This window comes from Mesorhizobium amorphae, from assembly GCF_014843845.1.
GTDB classification, from domain to species: domain Bacteria; phylum Pseudomonadota; class Alphaproteobacteria; order Rhizobiales; family Rhizobiaceae; genus Mesorhizobium; species Mesorhizobium amorphae_A.
The window spans coordinates 320,519-339,734 of sequence record NZ_JHQS01000051.1; the positions used below are offsets into that span (position 1 = coordinate 320,519).

Sequence of the window (19,216 nt, forward strand, 5' to 3'; positions counted from 1 at the left end):
ACCCCTATAATGCGCAATGTCCCTATCTGTGCACAGATCAGGCTTTGTGGTTCAAATTTCAAATTAAATTTCGCCCATGTTTGGATTGAGGCAAGAATGCAAACCCGGAACTACTTGCTTTACGATGTGTTTACGACCGAGCGGCTGGCCGGCAACCCGCTGGCTGTCGTGCTGGATGGCAAAGGACTGGACACGGCCGCGATGCAGGCCATCGCGCGCGAATTCAACCTGTCGGAGACGGTTTTCGTGCTGCCGGCCGACAATCCCAAGCATCGTGCCCGCATCCGCATCTTCACGCCCGACTACGAAATGCCGTTCGCCGGCCACCCGACCGTCGGCTCGGCAATCGCGCTTGCCGAACGGGCCGGCGATGGCGAGGCCGCCGGCATCTTCGTGCTGGAGGAGAACATCGGTCCGGTGCGCTGCGCCGTCAGCAAGCACGATGGCGCCACCTTCGCCGAGTTCGACCTGGCCAAGCTGCCGGAGCGGCTGGAACTGTCGGCCGAACCGGAGGCGATCGGGGCAGCACTTGGCCTCGGGCCGCACGAGATCGGCTTCGAGAATCATCGCGTCTCGTTCTGGTCGGCGGGCGTGCCTTACGTGACCATCCCCGTCGCCAATCTGGAGGCAGCCGCCCGGATAAAGCTGGACAACCAGGCGTGGTCGGAACTGGCGCCGCGCAAGAGCGACTGGGCGTTCGCCAGCCCCTATGTCTACTGCCGCGAGACGGTGAACCACGAAAGCGCCTTCCATGTCCGCATGATCGTGCCCGGCAGCCCGTCCTATGAAGACCCCGCGACCGGTTCCGCCGCGGCCGCCTTCGCCGGCGCCATCATGCATTTCGACGGCCCGACGGACGGCATTTCGCAGCTCTGGATCGAGCAGGGGCTGGAGATGGGCCGGCCGTCGCGCATTCGCCTCGAACTCAATGTCGAAAGCGGAAAACTGGCGTCCGCCCGCATCGGCGGCCATGCCATCAGGGTGGCGGAAGGCAAGCTTTTCGTTTGATCGCAAGCGGCCTGGTCGATTTGTCGGGAAATGATTCCGGCGGGGCTGGACATCCCCGAGATCGGCGGCTATATGCCCGCCGACGCCGGTTTTCCGGCCGAGTGGGTGCGTAGCTCAGTTGGTAGAGCAGCTGACTCTTAATCAGCGGGTCCACAGTTCAATCCTGTGCGCACCCACCAAATTTTTCAAAGACTTGGTGGAAAAGACCCTGGAACGATGGGGACGCGAGGCGGTTCGCGTCAAGCTGAGCGTTCTTGTTCAAAGGCCGCGTTTGCCGCGTACAAATACGCAGCTTGATAGCCGCAAGCTGCGGTCGCTAACTTTAAGGTTATGCAGTAAGGTTAATCGCACGTATGAGTTGCATACGGGAAAATTTGCTTTAAAAGTAGTGGCCGCGCTAGCCTTGGCGGGGCTTGGCTGGGTCCGAAAAACTAGCGCGACCTCTACCCGACGATGATCTGCCGTCGGATGTCTCAAATTAGGACAGCGTAGCTAACGAACAGTTAACGCTGTTCTTGGCTCGTGATCCGCTGTCCACCGGACCTGTTCGTTCTGCGAAAGCGTGGTCGCGAGTAGAGCGGCCACGCTCGCTGTCTTCAGATGCACCAGCAGACCGGGTTTACTTTTCCGATACGCCGGCTTCCGCAAAGCTTGCCATGCGGGCGTGGCATTCGAGCGCCGAGCGGACGATGTTGACCGCCAGGCAGGCGCCCGAGCCTTCGCCAAGCCGCATGCCGAGATCGAGTAGCGGCGGCAGGCCGAGCGCCTCCAATAGAAGACGGTGGCCGGATTCGGCCGAGACATGGGCGGCGATGGTGTGGGCGAGGCCGGTGAGATGCAGCCTTGCCAAGGGTGCTGCCGCGGCACTGCAGACAAAGCCGTCGAGCAGCACCGGCACGTTATTGCGGCGGGCGGCGAGCGTGGCACCGAAGATGGCGGCGAGTTCGCGCCCGCCAAGGGCGGCAGCGATCTTCAGCGGGTCCGACAATGCATCGGCATGGCGCTTCAGGCCGGCTTCGATTGCCGTGACCTTACGCTTCAGGCCGGCATCGTCGACGCCGGTGCCGCGTCCTGTCCATTTCTCCGCGCCACCACCGAAAAGTGCCGCCGAAATCGCTGCCGCCGGCGTGGTGTTGCCGATGCCCATTTCGCCGAAGCAGACGAGGTCGATATCGTTCGTCACCGCATCGTAGCCGGCCGAGACGGCGGCGAGGAATGCCGTCTCGTCCATCGCCGCGGCTTGCGTGAAGTCGCCAGTCGGATGGTCGAGATCGAGGGGAATGACGTCGAGTTCGGCGCCGGCGATGCGGGCAAGCTGGTTGATGGCGGCGCCGCCGCGGGCGAAGTTCGCCACCATCTGCACGGTGACCTCGGACGGGAAAGCCGACACACCCTGCGCGGTGACGCCGTGGTTGCCGGCGAAGACGAAAACTTTGACACGATCGAGCTTCGGCATGTCGCGGCCTTGCCAGCGGGCCAGCCAGGCGGCGATGGTCTCGAGACGGCCAAGGCTGCCTTGCGGTTTGGTCAGCGTGTCCTGGCGGCGGGCGACGGCTGTCGCCGCCGTGTCGCTGCCGGCAGGCAGGTCGAGGCAAGCGGCGCGCAGTTCATCAAGCGATTTGAAGGGCATGGGGGCAAAGTCTCCGGGGAAGAGTCAGGATAGGGAAACGGAAGCGACGAGCAGGATCGTGATCTCGCCCAGCTGCTGCAGGGCGCCGACCGTATCGCCGGTCTGGCCATCGATCTGGTTGAGGCAAAGGGCGCGGAACGCGGCAAACAGCAGGCCAAACAGGATGACCGCGACAATGGCGCCTCCGAGCCCGAGCAGGAGCAGCGGAACCGCGCCGAGCACGGCGCCGGCCATGGCTGTTTCGACCGAAACGGTGCCGGCGCCGGCCGAGAGTCCGTCGGACCGCGCCGAGGGCAAGAGATGCATGAAGGCGCCCAGCAAGCCGCGTGAGGCGGCGTGCGCGGCAATGAGGGCGAAGAGCGCCTGTGTGGGGTCGACGAGTTGCGAAAGCGCGCTCCAGCGGATCAGCAGCGAAAGAGCCAGCGCCGATGCGCCGTAGGCGCCGATGCGGCTGTCGCGCATGATCTCCAGTTTCAGGCTGCGCGTCTTGCCGCCGCCAAAGCCATCGGCGACATCGGACAACCCATCCTCGTGCAGGCAGCCGGTGGTGAGCAAGGTCGCCGCAAGGGCAAGGGCCGCCGCCGGACCCATGGCAAGGCCAAACCGTTCCGCCGTGGCGTAGACGACCGCGCCGATCAGGCCGACGGCAAGGCCGGCGACCGGTGCGGCCCAGATCGCGGCGGCGAGGCTGCGGCCGCGAAAGTCGAAGACGGGCAGCGGCAGTCTTGTGAAGAAGACCAGGCAAAGCGCGATGTCGTCGAGGATCTGCCGGGGCGAAAGGGTCAAATTCCGGAGCTTCATGCCCTAGCTCCTCGCAATGGCATGGAAGAAGGTGCCGCTGACATGGCCACGCCGGTAGCCGGAGGCACCGAGCGGATTGCCTTGGCCGTCGGCGAGGTCGGCGAGTGGCTCGTCATTGCCGGTCGCGATCATCTGCGCATAGTGGAACTCATGCCCGCGGACCAGCGTGCCCTGGCTGCCCAGCGGACAATCGGCGCGCAGCCGCGCCTCACGATAGCCGAGGTTCATCTTGCGCTTGGCGAAGCTGGTGGAGTGGCCGAGCAGGCCAAGCATTTTGTGAGTCTCGCCCGCCGCGTCCTCCAGCGCTTCGCCCAGCACCATGAAGCCGCCGCACTCACCGTGCACCGGCTTCGTTGCAGCGAAGCTTGCCATGCCGGCTCGGAAATTCCGGGCATCGGCAAGGCGGCCGGCATGTAGCTCGGGATAGCCGCCCGGCAACCAGCAGACATCGCAGCTGGCGTCGGGTGCCTCGTCGGCGAGCGGCGAGAAGGGGGCGATCTCGGCGCCGGCCTTGCGCCAGTAGGCGGCGACATGCGGATAGAGGAAGGTAAAGGCGGCATCCTCCGCCAACGCGATGCGCTGGCCGGGCGGTTGCAAGGCATCGCCGAAGCCGCCGGGCGCCGGCTGGAAGGGCGTTGCCAGCGCCATGATGGCGTCGAGATCGAGCGAGCGCTCGACCATGTCGGCCAAAAGGTCGAGATGCGCCATCAGGTTCTCGTATTCGCCGGCCTGGACGAGGCCGAGATGGCGTTCGGGCAGGTTGAGCGTGGGATCGCGCAGGATGGCGCCGACGACGGGCAGGCCGAGCGCCTCGATCGCATCGCCGCAGAGGCGGCGGTGGCGTTCGCTGCCGAGACGGTTGAGCACCACGCCGGCCATGCGCACATCGGGGTCATAGGTGGCAAAGCCTTTGGCCACCGCAGCGGCCGTCGTCGACTGTCCGGACACGTCGAGCACCAGCAGCACGGGCAGGCCGTAGAGTCGCGCGAGATCGGCTGCCGAGCCGGAGCGCCCGGCCGGCGCGGGAATGCCGTCGAACAGGCCCATGGCGCTTTCCAGGAAGATGAAGTCGGCATCCTCGGTTGCGTTGCCGGCGAGCGCGTTGAGCAAGGCGGGCGACATCGCCCAGCTGTCCAGATTGACGCCGGACAAGCCGGTGGCGGCAGTGTGGAAACCGGGGTCGATATAGTCGGGACCGGATTTGGCGCCGCGCACCTTGACGCCGCGCCGGGCCAGCGCGCGCAGGATGCCGATGGTGACGCTGGTCTTGCCGGAGCCCGAGCGCGGCGCGCCGATGATGATGGCGCGGGTCATGGCTCGCCCGCCAGTGCCGCGCGCATGGCGACGATGCCGCCGACGACGATCAGCGCCGGCGCGGTCAAACCGGCTGCGGCCGCCTCTTCAGCGATGGTGGAGAGCGTGGCGACGACGATGCGCTCCTGCGGCGTCGTCGCGGACACGATCACCGCCGCCGGTGTCGACGGTGCCAGGCCGCCATCGAGCAGCGAAGCGGCGATGACGGGCAGATTGGCCATGCCCATATAAACGACCACGGGCTGGCCGGTGCGGGCGATTGCCGCCCAGTCGAGGTCGTCTTCCGTACCGGCGGCGTGGCCGGTCGCCAGGATCACCGCCTTGTTGATGCCGCGCATGGTGGCCGGGATGCCGGCCGCAGCGAGTGCGCTAAGGCCCGACGTCAAGCCGGTCAGGACGCGGAACGGGATGTTTTCGCGCGCCAGCGCCAACGCCTCCTCGCCGCCACGACCGAAAATATAGGGATCGCCGCCCTTCAGCCTGACGACGCGGCGTCCCTCGCGCGCCAGCCGCACCAGCAAGGCGGTGATGTCGTCCTGTTTCATCGACGGCTGGCCACCGCGCTTGCCGGCATAAAACAGCTCAGCGCCCTCGGCGACAGCAACGACATCGGGCGAGACCAGCGCATCATAGACAAGCGCGTCGCATTGTCCGAGTGCGGCCAGCACCTCCAGCGTCAGGCAGCCGGGATCGCCGGGGCCGGCACCGGCCAGCCAGACGTGTCCGGGCTCCAGCTCACGCGGCTTGAAATTCAGCCGCGCGAGCGCCTGCTCGACCGTTGCGTTTCCGCTCTTATGCCTGGCGCTGCCGCTCACAATCCGTCCCGTCCGCGAAAACGCCGCTGGTAGTGGGCGTCGTAAAGTGAACTCTCGCCGAAATCCTGTGCCGCCAGTGAACTGCCGACAAAAATGATCGCCGTGCGCTCCATCGGATCGGCGGCGAGCAGCATTTCGATGGTCGCCAGCGTGCCGGTCATGACGCGCTCGTCCGGCCAGGAGGCGCGGAAGACGACCGCCACCGGGCAGTCGGCGCCATAGAGCGGCGTCAGCTCGGCGACGACGCGGTCGATGGCATGGATGGCGAGATGGATGGCGAGCGTGGCACCGGTGCGGCCGAAGCCGGCCAGCGTCTCACCCGGTGGCATTTTCGAGGCGCGGCCGGAGACCCGGGTCAGCACCAGGCTTTGCGCGATTTCGGGAATGGTGAGTTCGCGCCGCAGCGCTGCCGCGGCGGCGGCGAAGGAGGGCACGCCCGGCGTCAGCGTGTAGGGGATGCCATGCTTCTCCAGCCGCCGGATCTGTTCGGCCACCGCGCTCCATACCGAGAGGTCGCCGGAATGCAGGCGGGCGACATCGTGGCCGGCTTTGTGAGCGGCCAGATATTCGGCCTCGATCTCGTCGAGCGACATCGGCGCGGTGTCGATTATCTTTGTCCCGGGCGCGCAGTGCTGCAGCAATTCCGGGGCGACGATCGATCCGGCATGGAGACAGACCGGGCAACTGGCCAGCAGCCTTGCGCCGCGCAAGGTGATGAGGTCGGCAGCTCCGGGGCCGGCGCCGATGAAGTGGACGGTCATGGCGCATCTCCGCTGATGGCGATGGCGCAGGTGACCGGACCGAGAACGGTGCGCGGCCCGAGCAGTTTTGCGCCCTTGCCGGCGGCGGCGAGGGCCGATGCTTCCGAAACCGACGGCGTGCCGGCATGCGCCTGCGAGACTTCGGAGCGGCTGAGCGTGCGGGAGGATGCAGCATCGAGCGCATCGTCCGCGACAACGATCACCGGAAGGGCAAGTTCGCGCCCAGCGGAGAAGATTGCCGGTTCGTCCCGCTTGAGAGAGGCGGTCGCCAAGGCGGACAGCGCCGTCATCGCCAATCCATGTGCTTCCAGCGCGGTTTCTATCGCCGCAAGCACCTCGCTTGCATTGACGCCCTTGCGGCTGCCGATGCCCGCGACCATCATGGCTTCACCCAGTTCCATTGGGTGACCGGCATGGCCGGCCGCCAGGCTTGCATCGCGCCGACCGGGGAGGCCCGGGATATGGCGATGCGGGTCAGATCGCCGCCGTGCCTGGTGTGCTGGGCGAGGAGCAAGGCCTCCATCTCCAGCGTCACGGCATTGGCCACCAGGCGGCCACCGGCGCGAAGCGCCTTGATGGCTGCGCTGAGCACGCCGGTATCGCTGCCACCGCCACCTATGAAGATGGCATCGGGTGTGCCCAGCTTGGCTAACGCCTTCGGAGCCGAACCTTCGACGACGACAAGACCGGGTACGCCGCAGGCAGCAGCGTTGCGATGAATGCGGGCGGCGCGGACCGAATCGGCCTCGATCGCGATGGCGCGCATCGAGGGGTGGGCCAACATCCATTCGATGCCGATCGAGCCGGAACCGGCGCCGATATCCCACAGCAGTTCGCCGCGCCTCGGTGCCAGCGCCGACAAGGTGATGGCGCGTATCTCGCGCTTGGTGATCTGGCCGTCATGGTCGAACAGATGGTCGCCAAGGCCCGATGTCAGCGGCAGGATTCGGGCATCCGGAGTTGAGTCAACTTCGATCGCCAGCATGTTGAGCGGGTTGATGGTTTGCAGTTCGAAAGTATTCGCGCGCGCCTCGCGGACTTGCTCGTTTCTGCCACCCAGCGCCTCCAGAACGGTCAGCTTCGATTTGCCGAAATCGAGTTCGGTCAGCAGCCGTGCGATGGCGGCCGGCGCCTCGGCGTCGGAGGTCAGCGCGAGGATGCGGGTGCCAGGGTGCAGCAGCGGCCGGATCAGGTCGATCGAGTGGCCATGCAGGGAAATGGTCTCGATATCCTGCAAGGCCCAGCCAAGGCGGGATGCGGCCAGCGAGATGGATGAGGGCGCGGGAATGACATGCATGTCCTGCGTCCTCACCTTGCGGGCGAGGGTGGCGCCGACGCCGTGGAAGAACGGGTCGCCGGAGGCCAGCACGCAGATTTTTTTGCCGGCGAGTGCCAGCACGTCGCGCATGTCCGGGTCGAAGGGCGTTGGCCAAGGCCGAGCTTCGCCCTTGACGAGCGGCGTCACCAGCGCAAGGTGGCGCTTGCCGCCGAAGACGAATTCGGCCCCTGCGATCCGCCGCTTGGCCTCATCGCCGAGACCCGCTAAACCGTCCTCGCCGATGCCGACGATTGTGAGCCATCTTGAGTTGAGCTTGGCGCCGCGCGGACCCTCAGCAGGCATGATGACCCACCGTATTCTGATCCTCGGCGGAACCACCGAAGCCCGGCAACTGGCTGGAAAGCTCGTAGCGCGCGCCGATCTCTCGGTCACGCTGTCGCTGGCCGGCCGCACCGAGAGCCCTGTGGCGCAAGGCGTGCCCGTCCGCACCGGAGGGTTTGGCGGCGTGCAAGGGCTGGCGGCGTATCTCAAGGAAGCCGGCACGGATCTGCTGATCGACGCTACGCATCCCTATGCGGCGCGCATCTCCGCCAATGCGGCGCAAGCGGCGCGGCGAGCCGGCGTGCCGATAATGGCGCTCAGGCGTCCCGGCTGGGAGCCTGTCGAGGGTGACCGTTGGACGCTGGTCGATACGGTCGCCGACGCGGTGCAGGCCCTGGGAGCCGCGTCGCGCAGGACCTTCCTGGCGCTTGGCCGGCAAGAGGTCGGCGCCTTCGAGGCAGCACTTCAACATAGCTACCTGATCCGCAGCGTCGATCCGGTCGAGCCGAGGCCGGCGGTGCCCGACGCAACCTATCTGCTGGCGCGCGGGCCGTTTCGGGAAGCCGACGAACGCGCGCTGCTTGTCGAGCACGGCATCGACGTTATCGTGTCCAAGAACAGCGGCGGCGAGGCGACCTACGGCAAGATCGCCGCGGCACGAGCGCTCGGCATCGAGGTGATCATGGTGCGCAGGCCGGCGCTGCCGGACGTTCCCTCGGCTGAAACCGTCGAAGCGCTCGCCGACATGGTCGATCATTTTCTCGAACCCGTCGCCGAGCGCGGCGTGTAGACCAGCGATGGCCGCTCGCCGCGGCGGATGATCCTGGTTTCCGGAGAGCCGATGATGATGCAGGTCGCCATGTCGGCCTTTTGTGCGTCGACATCCGCCAGCAGAAAAATCTCGATGCGCTCGTCGGGCCGGCCGGCGGCGCGTCCGAAGATGACCGGCGTCGTGCCGGGCAGGATGGCGGCGAGGCATTCGAAGGCGCGGCCGAGCTGCCATGGGCGCGCCTTGCTGATCGGGTTGTAGAGCGCGATGACGAAGCCGGCGCCGGCAGCGGCCAGCAAACGCAGTTCGATCAGCTCCCATGGCTTCAGATTGTCGGACAGCGAGATGGCACAGAAATCATGGCCGAGCGGCGCGCCGATACGGGCGGCAACCGCGAGCATGGCGGTGATGCCGGGCACGACGGCGACGTCGACAGCGCGCCATTCGGCAGGGCCGGCCTCGATCGCCTCGCAGACAGCCGCCGCCATGGCGAAAACGCCGGGATCGCCGCCGGAAACGACGGCGACGTCATGGCCTTCGGCGGCCTTGATCAAAGCATCCCTGGAGCGGGCGAGCTCTTCGCGATTGTCGGAGGCGACGCGGGTCTGGTCCGGGCGCAGCTCGAGCCGGTCGAGATAGGGCTTGTAGCCGTAGAAGAATTTGGCTTCCGCCACGGCGCGGCTCGCTTCGGGCGTGACCTGGTCGGCATTGCCTGGCCCAAGGCCGATGACGGTGAGGCGGCCGCTCATGGCTTGGCTCCCGCCGCGCCGGGCCGGGCCGACCAACCGGCCACCAGCACGATGGCGAAGTAGGGCGCCTTGTCGTCCTGCTTGTCGGCCAGCCGCATCGAGACGCTGCCCGGCATGGTGCCGCGCTCGACATAGACGGCTTTCGTCAGCTTGCCCGTTGCCTGCAGCGCCCGCCTGATTTTGGGCAGGTTGCGGCCGACCTTCATGATCACGGCGGCATCGGTGTCGGCGAGGCGTCGCGTCAGCTCGAACTCGCTCATCGTGCCCGGCAGCACGGTCAGAACGTCGTCGCCCTGGACGATCGGCAGACCTGTCGCCGACCAGCAGCCGGACATGGCGGTGATGCCGGGGATGACCTCGGTCGGGAAGCGATGCGCCAGCCGGACATGCAGATGCATGTAAGAGCCGTAGAAGAGCGGATCGCCCTCGGAAAGCACTGCCACCATCCTGCCGGCATCGAGGTGCGCGGCGACCGCCTCGGCCGATTGCTCGTAGAATTCGGTGATCTGCGAGCGGTAGTCGTCGTGGTCCTTGTCGATCTCGGTCGTGACGGGATAGAGCAGCGGCAGTTCAACCATTCCCGGCCGGAATTGCGCCTCGACGATGGCGCGCGCATTGCTGTTGTTGCCGCGCTTGGCGAAGTAGGCGACGACATCGGCTTCAGCCAATGCCCGTGCTGCCTTCAGCGTCAACAATTCGGGGTCGCCGGGACCGGTGCCGACGCCGACCAGACGGCCTTTTGCAGTTGCGTTCACAGGCCTGGCCTCGCCAAAGCGTTGAGCGCGGCGGCGGTCATGGCGCTGCCGCCGAGCCTGCCGCGTACGATGGCGTAAGGCACGCCATAGGAGTTCTCGGCTAGCGCGTCCTTCGATTCGGCAGCACCGACGAAGCCGACCGGCATGCCGATGATGGCGGCCGGCTTCGGCGCGCCGTCGCGCAGCTTTTCCAGCAGGTAGAAGAGCGCAGTCGGCGCATTGCCGATGGCGACGACGGATCCAGCCATGCGCTCGCCCCAGAGATCGATGGCGGCGGCCGAGCGGGTGTTGGCGATCGCCTTGGCGATTTCGGCGGTGCGCGGGTCGCGCAAAGTGCAGATCACCTCGTTGCCGGCCGGCAGCCGGGCGCGGGTGACGCCATGCGAGACCATCTCGGCATCGCAGAAGATCGGCGCGGCGGCCGAAAGTGCGGCGCGCGCGGCGGCGACGAAATCGCTGGAAAAGACAAAATGCTGAGCGGCCTCGACCTGGCCGCAGGCATGGATCATGCGGATGGCGACATCGGCCTCTGCCTCCGAGAAGCGCGACAGGTCGGCTTCAGCGCGGATGATGGCAAAGGAGCGCTCGTAGATCGCCGTGCCGTCATGGATATAGTCGTAGGCGGCCATGCTCATTCCTGTCGGTAAGCTTCTGCGATGCCGGCCGCGCCAAGCCTTGCCAGGCAGGCAGCGGCGGTCTCGCCCCGAAGTCGTTCTTTGCGGATTGCCGCTGCAACGCCACTGACACCGCGCGCGGCGTCATAGCCCGGCCTGTATCCGGCAGGAAGAGCCTTTGCCGTCGCGTCCACGACAAGTCCGGCTCCGTTTTCGCCACCGACCAATGTCAGCGATGCTTTGCCCGGATGAGCGCAGCCCTTGGCACAACCGGAAATGTGCAGCGTGAGGGAGGCATCGAGGATGTCGGCGTTTTCGACGGCGATGGTCTCGGCGATGTCGCGGGTGGCGATCTGGCCGGAGGCGCAGGCGGGGGTGCCGGGGCAGGCGGCGATGCGCGTGCGGGGATCGGTGGGGTTGGTGACGAAGCCGAGGGTGGTGGCTGTGTGCTGGAGGGGCGGGCAGGCGGCTGGCGAGAGGCCGAGGAAAAATATGGCGCGGCCGGGCGCCAGGCGGATTTCGGTGGCGCCTAGGGCGAGGGCACGTTGGGTGAGCTCTATGAGCTTTTGTGCTGGCATGCTGCCGTAGGGCAGGCCGATGCCGAGGGCGTGGCCGGCTGTCAGATCGAACATGCCGATAGGATCTCTTATAGGTGGGCGTTCCTTCGCACCCCCCTCTGTCCTGCCGGACATCTCCCCCGCAAGGGGGGAGATTGCCTTGTCATCGGTGGTTTCGCCAATCACAAACGTGGCGTCATTTTCGGTCGAAAGAGGAGCGCCAGCGGCGGAACTGCCGATCTCCCCCCTTGCGGGGGAGATGTCCGGCAGGACAGAGGGGGGTGTGACGGAGTACCAACTTGCGAGAGAATTCAGCTGCCGCTCCGACAAATCCCGCGTATGCGCCGCGCGGCCTTTTTCGGCCACCATTCTCAGCGCAGCGACGGCGATGTCGCGGGCAGCATCCCCGTCGACCGCGGCGAGGCGCTTCGCGCGTCGGTCATCACCGGCAACCGATACCCTCCAAAGGACTTCGTTCTCGGCCCGCACTGCCTTCAGCCGCACATCGGCCGTCACCGCATCCATAGCCAATTGCCCGCCGCCTTCGACGATGACCGAAACCTTCGGCCCCAGCCGCTGCGCCAGCCCGGCTTGATCAACCGCTGCACGCACGCTCTCCGCCAGCGGACGTGGGTCGGCGACTTCCTGCGGGTCGATCCCCGCCAGCGGCCCGATCTCGACCGGCACGCCGGTGCGCACGGCAATGCCCAGCGCGTCGACCTCTCCGGCCAGCCGCCGCGCGCTCTCCGGCGTCAATCCTCGGATCTGTAGACTGCCGCGCGCGGTGACTTCCATGATGCCGTTACCGTGCCGCAAGGCGGATTCGCCGAGTCCGATCAGCGACTTCGGCGATAGTCCTCCAGCGACAGGGTTGAGCCGCACCAGCAGTCCGTCGCCGGTCTGCATCGGCTTGCTGAGGGCAGGGCAGGCGCCACGGCGCGAGAAGGCGTTCATGCCGCCACCCCATGGGCTTCGGCGATCAAAGCGGCGAGATCGTCGTCGATCGAATTGCGCAGTGGATGCCAAAGTCCGCGCCGCCGCGCCGACTGGAAGCGTTCGGCGATGACTTTGGCCGCCGCCGGGTTTTCGCGCAGGATGAAGGCGCGGACATCTGGATCGCCGAGATAGGCGTCATGCACGGCTTCGATCAGCGTGCCTGAAATGGCCTGGGTGGTTTCGGCAAAGCCGACGAGGCGGTCGACGGTCTCGGCGAATTCCGAGGCGCCGCGCGGGCCGTGTCGCATCTGGCCGGCGATAAAGCGCGGATTGACGGCGCGGGCGCGCACGACGCGGGATACGGCTTCTCCAACCGAGCGTGGCTTCGGTTTCTGCGGGTCCGTGGTGTCGAGCACGATGACGTCGGCGTTCCTGCCGAGGGCCGCAAGCGCTGCCGAAAAGCCGCCGATGAAGGCGACATCGGCGGAGCCTTCCAAAATGTCGCGGCCGGGGTCGTCGCCAGTGTGGACGAGAAGGTCGGCCTCGGCGATGCGGGTCTCGAAAGCGCCGGGCGCGGAGACCGCTTCGCCGTCGGCGCCGCCATAGGCATGCGAGGTGGCGTCGAGATAGGCGCGGCCGATTTCTTCCCGTGCGGTCCAGTTGCCGCTCGCCAATAGATCCTCGACGCCGGCGCCGTAGGTGCCGGGCGAGGTGCCGAAGATGCGCGGGCTGATCTTGCCTTCGGTCCGGGTCCTGGCCGCCAGCGGGTTTTCCGAAGCGTCCTCGTCGCGGGTGGCGACGGCATTGGCGGCAGCGTCGATGAGCGCGATCTGGGTCGGGAACATGTCGCGGAACAGGCCCGATATGCGCCAGGTGACATCGACGCGCGGGCGGCCGAGCGAGGCCGGCGGCAGCACTTCGATGCCGGTGACGCGGCCGGTCGCGGCGTCCCATTGCGGCCGGCAGCCCATCAGCGCCAGGCCTTGCGCGATCTCCTCGCCGCCGGTGCGCAGCGAGGCAGAGCCCCAGAGGTCGATGACCAAAGAGCGCGGCCAGTCGCCATGCGACTGCATGTAGCTGCGCACCACTTCCTCCGCCGCAGCTTTGCCCAGATCAAAAGCGGTCGGCGTGGGCATGGTGCGCGGATCCGAGGTGAACAGGTTGCGGCCGGTCGGAAGCACGTCGGAACGGCCGCGCGCCGGCGCGCCGGCCGGGCCGGCCTCGATGTGGCGGCCGTCGAGCGCCGCGAGAAACGCCGACTTTTCGGCCGCCGCGCTTTGCAGGCGTAACGGATCGGCCTCGCCGTCAGGCGAGCGGCCATAGATATGCAGGCCGTCCTTGATGGCGAAATCCTTGAGGTCGCAGAGCCAGGCGTCGATGCGGCGCAGCGCTTCGTCGGGCGCGTCGGTCCTGGCGACGCCGGCTTCGGCGGCAAGCCCGGTCTTCTGAGCGGTGTCGACGATCAGCTTGGCCAGCCGGTCGCGGCGGCGGCGGTCGAGCCCGTCGGCCTGGGCGTATTCGTCGACCAGGCGTTCAAGCTTGTGCTGGTTTTCGTCCAGCCCGGCGCCGGTCAGCGGCGGCGGCAGATGGCCAAGCGTGATGGCGGCAATGCGCCGCTTGGCTTGCGCCGCTTCGCCGGGGTTGGAGACAATGAAGGGATAGATGACGGGCAGCGCGCCGGTGACGATCTCGGGAAAGCAGGTATCGCTGAGCGCGACGGTCTTGCCGGGCAGCCATTCCAGCGTGCCGTGGGCGCCGACATGGATGAGGGCATGGATGCCCAGCGATTTGCGCAGCCACAGGCCAAAGGCGATCAGCGCATGGCGCGGAGGTAGGGTTGGGTCGTGGTAGTCGGCGCGGCGGTCGGCTGACCGGCCGCGATCGGGGGCGAGGGCCACGGTGACGTTGCCGAAGGTGGCGGCGCGGAAGGGGAAGCTTGGCGAGGTCGGCGCTTGAACACCCCCCTCTGTCCTGCCGGACATCTCCCCCTCAAGGGGGGAGATTGGCAGTTCCGTCGATGGCGCCATTCCTGCAGCGCTGGCGATAGGCGAAAGCCGTGGCGAGGGCGCAATCTCCCCCCTTGAGGGGGAGATGTCCGGCAGGACAGAGGGGGGCGCCTCGCGCGAACTTATCTCTTCGACCTTTCCCCAAGCGGATTCGACGGCAGCCATTGCCTCAGCAGGCAAACCCTTGGAGAAATCGAGATATTCCTCCGACCCCAACTTGTGGCCACTGCGCTCCAGCACCTCCAGCAACGCGCGCGGCGATTGCGGAATCCCTTCAACTGCATAGCCCTGTTCTCTCAGGTCGTGCAGCATGGCGAGCACGCTGGACGGTACGTCGAGGCCGACGGCATAGCCGGTGCGGCCGGGAGCGCTCGGATAGTCCGGGATCAGGATGGCGAGCTTGCGCTCTTCGCGCGGCGCGCGCTGTAGACGGAGGAAGGCTTCGACGCGGCTCGCCACCTGCGCGACACGGTCCGGCTCGGACCGGTTGGCGAAGGCGCGGAAGGCCAGTGCCGGATCGGTCTCGCTTTCGCCCTTGAAGGAGATGGCGCCGGCGAGGATGCGGCCGTCGAGTTCGGGCAGCACGACATGCATGGCAAGGTCGGCCGGCGCGAGGCCGCGCTGGTTTTTCTCCCAGACGTCGCGGCGGGTCGTGGCGACGATGACCTGGAAGACCGGCACGCCGGCGCGGTCGAACAGGGTTTCGACGCCGGGCTCGGCACCGGAGGCGAAGGCTGTGGCGGTGACGATGGCCGACGGCTTGAGGGCGACCAGCGCATTTTCGACGAACGCCAGCGACGTCGGGTCTTTCAGGCTGGAGACGAAGATGGGGGCAGGGGCCATGCCGCGCGCACTGAGTGCTTCGAAAAGCGCATCGATCGGCGCGACATCGGCGGCCAGCAGCATCGAGCGGTAGAACAGGATGGGGATGACAGGAGTGTCGACATAAGTATTGTCGACGTCGAGTTCCGTCACACCCCCCTCTGTCCTGCCGGACATCTCCCCCGCAAGGGGGGAGATTGATCCGTCATCGACGATTTCGCCGATCGCGGATGGCCCAGATACGTCGCTCTCTGACAGAGCAGAAAAGGAGCCGGTCTTGATGACAACCGATCTCCCCCCTTGCTGGGGAGATGTCCGGTAGGACAGAGGGGGGTGTGAAGGAATGCCGACAGTTGAGAGGTCCGGCCTCTCTACAACGCCACGCCCCGGTGCATAAAACCCGGCCTTGGGCACGGCAACCGGGTCGGCGACCGCCGCATCTGACCCAGCCAGCCGCGCCAGCCTCTGCACCAGCGCGCTCATATTCGCCGGCCCGCCCTCGCGGAAATAGCCGAGCAAGGCATCCAACTCCTCGCGCGGCAGCGTCGAGCCTTCGATCAGCCGCAGATCCTCGTCGTGGCTCTCGCCCGGCAACAGCGCCAGTTTGATGCCGCGTTCCCGCGCAATCGCGGCAAGCTGGTCGCAGCCATAGCGCCACCAGTCATAGCCGCCGAGGATACGCACCAGGATCACCCTGGCATGTCGTGCCACGCTGTCGATCCAGAGATCGACGGACATCGGATGGCGCAAATCGCGAAGTGCGGCGAGCCGCATCGACGGCAGGCGCTCCGCGTCCGCCTTCCACGCCGCCGCCAGTCCGGAGAGATCGCTGTCGGTAAACGACAGCGCCACGATATCCGCCGGCGTCTGCCGGAGATCGACAGGCTCGGCGAGGTCGTCGAGCGAGGCGGATGTGGTGGTGAGGATGTGCATCGCGGTTCGGTTTTTGCCTCAGCCGGCGAGGATACGCTCGATGGCCGGCCGGTTGAGCCCCTTCAGGCCGATGACGACGAGGCGCGAGCGGCGGTCGTCGTCGGCCGTCCAGGCACGATCGTAGTAGTGGTTGACGCGCGGGCCGACGGCCTGCAGCAACAGCCGCATCGGCTTGCCGCCGACCTCGACGAAGCCTTTGACGCGCAACACGTTTTCTTCCTCGGCGGCGGTGGCGACGCGTTTCGCCAGCTCATCGGGATTGGCGATCGAGGGTATGTCGACAATGAAGGTGTCGAAGTCGTCATGCTCGTGGTCGAATGCGCCGTCATGATGGGATTTGCGGTTCTCGATGTCGTCCTCGACGGCGAGGCCGAGGCCGAGCAGTACGGAGGGATCGACCTTGCCTTGCGACGTCGGCACGATCTTCACGGCGCGGGCGGAGTGTTCGTTGATGATCGCGTTGGCGCGGGCCGAGCCGGCGGCGTCCATCAAATCGCTCTTCGACAGGATGATCAGGTCGGCGCAGGCGATCTGGTCCTCGAACACTTCTTCGACCGGGTCGTCGTGATCGAGCGTCTGATCCTGAGCGCGTTGCGCCTGCAGGGCGTCCATGTCGTTGGCGACGCGGCCTTCGGCCAGTGCCGGTCCGTCGACCACCGCGATCACGCCATCGACCGTGACGCGACTTTTTACTGTCGGCCACTGGAAGGCCTGGACCAGCGGCTTGGGGAGAGCAAGGCCGGAGGTCTCGATCAGGATGTGGTCGACCTTCGGCGTCAGCGACAGGATCTGGTCCAGTGCAGGGACAAAATCGTCGGCGACGGTGCAGCAGATACAGCCATTGGCCAGCTCGACGATGTTTTCCTCCGGGCAGGTGTCGATGCCGCAGCCTTTCAAAATCTCGCCGTCGATGCCGATATCGCCGAACTCATTGACGATGATGGCCAGCCGCTTGCCGCCGGCGTTTTCCAGCAGATGGCGGACCAGCGTCGTCTTGCCGGCGCCGAGGAAGCCGGTGACGACGGTGCAGGGGACGCGGGAGAGGTTGGCGGACGAATCTGGAGCGTTCATGGTCAGTCCTTCAGGATATCGAGGGGAGGGATGCGGGCGACGAGGCCGCGCTTCAAGGAATCCGGGCGGCCGCGCCAGGGGATGAGACCGTCGGTCGAGGTGGCGAAGAGCTTTGCGCCGGCGACGAGGTCGGCGCCGCTGGTCGCGGTCAGGTCGCCGAAGACGTAGCTCCAGCAGCCGTCGCGCAGGATCGCGGCGCTGAGGCGTCGCTTGCAATTACCGAGGCACTCGACGGTGCGGATGCGGAGGTTTTCGTCCGAAGCGGCGCGGCGCGCGTCCTGCGCCAGCAGTTCGCCGGCGCGGGGATGGGCGTCGGAGCCGGTTTCGTCGCGACAGGAGGCACAGACGATGATTGTGACGTCGGCCAGGGAATCGTCCCCGCCGGACGATATGTCCGCTGTTTCAGCCGAAAAACTGCTGTCGCGTTCCAAATCAGGCTCCTGCCCGGAAAACCCGCCAGGCGTTCGGATTCTTCATGTTCAGACGGCAGGTCTCCTGGCTCGCGGGTCATCGCCTCGGATGCCGCCTTCCCGGGAACATCCCAGTGGTTTTCGGCTGAGGCTCGTCGCTTACAGTTGCGGGGACAGCCGCGGATTTGAGATCTTCAGATCCCGCACCGCATTCCCTCTTGGCTCCTCCCTTTGCCGAGAGGAGACCGTCTGGGCCGGATTTAGGCTTGTAGGGACAGTCGTGTCAACGCGCGTCTACGACACGGCGATGTCGGCCAGCGCCGGACCCAGGTCGCCCGCGGGCGTCACCTCGATGCGCTCCAGGCCGAGCCAGCCCTGCATCTGCTTCAACTCTTCGAAGAGCTGAGCGGCGGTTTCGGGTGGTGCGCAGGCTTCGGCGTAGGCGGCGTGGACGCGCAGGACACTCGCCGGCCGGTCGGCCTTGAGGTCGACGCGCGCGACGATCCGGTCACCGAGCAGGAACGGCAGCACGTAATAGCCGTACTGGCGCTTTTGGGCGGGCGTGTAGATCTCGATTCGGTAGCGGAAATCGAACAGCCTCTCCGCCCGCGCCCGCTCGAAGACGACCGGGTCGAAGGGAGCCAGCAAGGCGCGCGCCTCGATCCGGCGCGGCAAACGGGCGTCCTTGTGGAGGTAAGCCGGCCTGTCCCAACCCGCGACACGCACCGGCAGCAGCTCGCCCATTTCGACCAATTCCTCAAGGCGGCCCTTCATGTCGGCTGGTGACAGGCGGAAATAGTCGCGCAGGTCGCCTGATGTGGCGACGCCATGGGCGCGGGCGGAGATGCGCAGCAATTCGCGGTGTGCGTCCGCTGCTTCCGGCACCGGCAGGTCGAGGATCGCCTGCGGCAGGACGCGTTCGGGCAGATCGCAGAACCGCTCGAAGCCGCGACGCGACGCCGTGGTGATGCGCCCGGCCCAGAACAGCCATTCGAAGGCGTGTTTGGCGTGGCTCCAGCCCCACCAGCCGCCCGAGCCCTTTTGGCCTTCGAGCGCGGAAGCGGCGATCGGGCCGCGATCGACGACCTCGCGGTAGATCTTCTCGATATACGTAGCGTGTTCGCGGCCCCATTTGGCGAGCCCCAGATACATCTCGTCGCCGCGCTCGGCGCGCTGCATGCGCCAGCGCATCAGCGGGTATGTCTCGACCGGCAGGAAAGACGCCTCGTGCGCCCAATATTCGAACACCGTGCGCTTGCGCGTCACGGCGGCATTGTCGAGCAAGGCGAGCGGGTAGGAACCAAGGCGTGAATAGAGCGGCATATAGTGGGCGCGCACCACCGCGCTGACGGAATCGATCTGCAGCAGGCCGGTACGGCTAAGCACCCGGGCCAGGTGGCGCCGGTCCGGTGTGCCGCCCGGTCTCGGGTCGGTAAACCCCTGCGCGGCGAGAGCGATGCGCCGGGCCATGCCGAGCGAGATTTTTTCCTTCATGCAGACGTCGCCCTGATGCTGTTCAAGCCAAGCAAAAACCGATGATTCCGCGTCATGCTAACAGGGTTTTGGCGGCATATATGTCAGGAGAGAAAAGTGGAGTAAAAAGTGAAGGAAATCAAACAGGAGCGGATCGGACCAGTTTTCCGGGATATGCCGTCCAGCACCGCG

Annotated in this window: 17 protein-coding genes, 1 tRNA gene and 1 riboswitch; of the genes, 3 read left to right on the forward strand and 15 right to left on the reverse strand. The window is 66.6% G+C overall.

What is annotated here, in order from left to right; translation table 11 throughout:
* The first annotated feature begins 96 nt into the window (after positions 1 to 96).
* Together DH08_RS19915 and DH08_RS19920 are read left to right on the forward strand one after the other, a co-directional pair.
* Complete coding sequence (locus DH08_RS19915) at positions 97 to 1,008, forward strand: PhzF family phenazine biosynthesis protein (RefSeq protein WP_192180942.1); 912 nt, start codon at positions 97 to 99, stop codon at positions 1,006 to 1,008.
* A gap of 103 nt (positions 1,009 to 1,111) precedes the next feature.
* Positions 1,112 to 1,187, forward strand: a tRNA-Lys gene (locus DH08_RS19920).
* Positions 1,188 to 1,627: 440 nt separating this feature from the next.
* Here the strand turns inward: DH08_RS19920 and cobT are convergent.
* The 7 genes from cobT to cbiE are packed head-to-tail and all read right to left on the reverse strand — an operon-like array spanning position 1,628 to position 7,950.
* On the reverse strand, positions 1,628 to 2,638 hold the full coding sequence (gene cobT / locus DH08_RS19925) for a nicotinate-nucleotide--dimethylbenzimidazole phosphoribosyltransferase (protein WP_192180943.1): 1,011 nt from the start codon (positions 2,636 to 2,638) through the stop codon (positions 1,628 to 1,630).
* 24 nt (positions 2,639 to 2,662) lie between these two features.
* Complete coding sequence (locus tag DH08_RS19930; protein WP_192180944.1) at positions 2,663 to 3,439, reverse strand: adenosylcobinamide-GDP ribazoletransferase; 777 nt, start codon at positions 3,437 to 3,439, stop codon at positions 2,663 to 2,665.
* 3 nt (positions 3,440 to 3,442) lie between these two features.
* Complete coding sequence (locus tag DH08_RS19935; RefSeq protein WP_192180945.1) at positions 3,443 to 4,753, reverse strand: cobyrinic acid a,c-diamide synthase CobB; 1,311 nt, start codon at positions 4,751 to 4,753, stop codon at positions 3,443 to 3,445.
* Positions 4,750 to 5,568 carry a uroporphyrinogen-III C-methyltransferase gene (gene cobA, locus DH08_RS19940; RefSeq protein WP_192180946.1) on the reverse strand — a complete coding sequence of 273 codons (819 nt, stop codon included), beginning with the start codon at positions 5,566 to 5,568 and terminating at the stop codon, positions 4,750 to 4,752. The genes DH08_RS19935 and cobA overlap by 4 nt, the downstream gene beginning before the upstream one ends.
* Positions 5,565 to 6,329 (reverse strand): precorrin-4 C(11)-methyltransferase, encoded by a 765-nt coding sequence (cobM, locus tag DH08_RS19945; RefSeq protein ID WP_192180947.1) that lies wholly within the window; start codon positions 6,327 to 6,329, stop codon positions 5,565 to 5,567. The genes cobA and cobM overlap by 4 nt, the downstream gene beginning before the upstream one ends.
* A complete protein-coding gene (locus DH08_RS19950) occupies positions 6,326 to 6,712 on the reverse strand; it encodes a cobalamin biosynthesis protein (RefSeq protein ID WP_192181051.1) in 387 nt (128 codons plus the stop codon). Before DH08_RS19950 ends, cobM begins: the two co-directional genes overlap by 4 nt.
* Positions 6,709 to 7,950 carry a precorrin-6y C5,15-methyltransferase (decarboxylating) subunit CbiE gene (gene cbiE, locus DH08_RS19955; RefSeq protein WP_192180948.1) on the reverse strand — a complete coding sequence of 414 codons (1,242 nt, stop codon included), beginning with the start codon at positions 7,948 to 7,950 and terminating at the stop codon, positions 6,709 to 6,711. Before cbiE ends, DH08_RS19950 begins: the two co-directional genes overlap by 4 nt.
* Position 7,951: 1 nt before the next feature.
* Here cbiE and DH08_RS19960 point away from each other — a divergent pair, with 1 nt between their 5' ends.
* Positions 7,952 to 8,719 carry a cobalt-precorrin-6A reductase gene (locus tag DH08_RS19960; RefSeq protein WP_192180949.1) on the forward strand — a complete coding sequence of 256 codons (768 nt, stop codon included), beginning with the start codon at positions 7,952 to 7,954 and terminating at the stop codon, positions 8,717 to 8,719.
* On the opposite strand, the gene DH08_RS19965 is transcribed toward DH08_RS19960, so the two are convergent.
* The 8 genes from DH08_RS19965 to DH08_RS20000 form a co-directional block, all read right to left on the reverse strand.
* Entirely contained in the window at positions 8,683 to 9,447 is a 765-nt protein-coding gene (locus tag DH08_RS19965; RefSeq protein WP_192180950.1) for a precorrin-3B C(17)-methyltransferase, read from the reverse strand. The two genes, DH08_RS19960 and DH08_RS19965, sit on opposite strands and share 37 nt — an antisense overlap.
* Positions 9,444 to 10,202 (reverse strand): precorrin-2 C(20)-methyltransferase, encoded by a 759-nt coding sequence (locus tag DH08_RS19970; protein ID WP_192180951.1) that lies wholly within the window; start codon positions 10,200 to 10,202, stop codon positions 9,444 to 9,446. Before DH08_RS19970 ends, DH08_RS19965 begins: the two co-directional genes overlap by 4 nt.
* On the reverse strand, positions 10,199 to 10,831 hold the full coding sequence (locus tag DH08_RS19975) for a precorrin-8X methylmutase (protein WP_192180952.1): 633 nt from the start codon (positions 10,829 to 10,831) through the stop codon (positions 10,199 to 10,201). Before DH08_RS19975 ends, DH08_RS19970 begins: the two co-directional genes overlap by 4 nt.
* Positions 10,832 to 10,833: 2 nt before the next feature.
* On the reverse strand, positions 10,834 to 12,327 hold the full coding sequence (gene cobG / locus DH08_RS19980) for a precorrin-3B synthase (protein ID WP_192180953.1): 1,494 nt from the start codon (positions 12,325 to 12,327) through the stop codon (positions 10,834 to 10,836).
* A complete protein-coding gene (locus DH08_RS19985; protein WP_192180954.1) occupies positions 12,324 to 16,070 on the reverse strand; it encodes a cobaltochelatase subunit CobN in 3,747 nt (1,248 codons plus the stop codon). Before DH08_RS19985 ends, cobG begins: the two co-directional genes overlap by 4 nt.
* Positions 16,071 to 16,088: 18 nt before the next feature.
* Entirely contained in the window at positions 16,089 to 17,141 is a 1,053-nt protein-coding gene (gene cobW, locus DH08_RS19990; RefSeq protein WP_192180955.1) for a cobalamin biosynthesis protein CobW, read from the reverse strand.
* A 2-nt stretch (positions 17,142 to 17,143) separates the two neighbouring features.
* Positions 17,144 to 17,572 (reverse strand): DUF1636 family protein, encoded by a 429-nt coding sequence (locus DH08_RS19995; RefSeq protein WP_192180956.1) that lies wholly within the window; start codon positions 17,570 to 17,572, stop codon positions 17,144 to 17,146.
* A gap of 37 nt (positions 17,573 to 17,609) precedes the next feature.
* A riboswitch (cobalamin riboswitch) is annotated at positions 17,610 to 17,816 on the reverse strand.
* A 29-nt stretch (positions 17,817 to 17,845) separates the two neighbouring features.
* A complete protein-coding gene (locus DH08_RS20000; protein WP_192180957.1) occupies positions 17,846 to 19,045 on the reverse strand; it encodes a winged helix-turn-helix domain-containing protein in 1,200 nt (399 codons plus the stop codon).
* Between the last annotated feature and the right edge of the window lie 171 nt (positions 19,046 to 19,216).

What these genes read in the sequence shown, in the direction of transcription:
- DH08_RS19915 (WP_192180942.1), top strand. Translation starts at nt 97, where the DNA reads ATGCAAACCCGGAACTACTTGCTTTACGATGTGTTTACGACCGAGCGG.
- cobT (WP_192180943.1), bottom strand. Translation starts at nt 2,638, where the DNA reads ATGCCCTTCAAATCGCTTGATGAACTGCGCGCCGCTTGCCTCGACCTG.
- DH08_RS19930 (WP_192180944.1), bottom strand. Translation starts at nt 3,439, where the DNA reads ATGAAGCTCCGGAATTTGACCCTTTCGCCCCGGCAGATCCTCGACGAC.
- DH08_RS19935 (WP_192180945.1), bottom strand. Translation starts at nt 4,753, where the DNA reads ATGACCCGCGCCATCATCATCGGCGCGCCGCGCTCGGGCTCCGGCAAG.
- cobM (WP_192180947.1), bottom strand. Translation starts at nt 6,329, where the DNA reads ATGACCGTCCACTTCATCGGCGCCGGCCCCGGAGCTGCCGACCTCATC.
- DH08_RS19950 (WP_192181051.1), bottom strand. Translation starts at nt 6,712, where the DNA reads ATGATGGTCGCGGGCATCGGCAGCCGCAAGGGCGTCAATGCAAGCGAG.
- cbiE (WP_192180948.1), bottom strand. Translation starts at nt 7,950, where the DNA reads ATGCCTGCTGAGGGTCCGCGCGGCGCCAAGCTCAACTCAAGATGGCTC.
- DH08_RS19960 (WP_192180949.1), top strand. Translation starts at nt 7,952, where the DNA reads ATGACCCACCGTATTCTGATCCTCGGCGGAACCACCGAAGCCCGGCAA.
- DH08_RS19965 (WP_192180950.1), bottom strand. Translation starts at nt 9,447, where the DNA reads ATGAGCGGCCGCCTCACCGTCATCGGCCTTGGGCCAGGCAATGCCGAC.
- DH08_RS19975 (WP_192180952.1), bottom strand. Translation starts at nt 10,831, where the DNA reads ATGGCCGCCTACGACTATATCCATGACGGCACGGCGATCTACGAGCGC.
- cobG (WP_192180953.1), bottom strand. Translation starts at nt 12,327, where the DNA reads ATGAACGCCTTCTCGCGCCGTGGCGCCTGCCCTGCCCTCAGCAAGCCG.
- DH08_RS19985 (WP_192180954.1), bottom strand. Translation starts at nt 16,070, where the DNA reads ATGCACATCCTCACCACCACATCCGCCTCGCTCGACGACCTCGCCGAG.
- cobW (WP_192180955.1), bottom strand. Translation starts at nt 17,141, where the DNA reads ATGAACGCTCCAGATTCGTCCGCCAACCTCTCCCGCGTCCCCTGCACC.
- DH08_RS20000 (WP_192180957.1), bottom strand. Translation starts at nt 19,045, where the DNA reads ATGAAGGAAAAAATCTCGCTCGGCATGGCCCGGCGCATCGCTCTCGCC.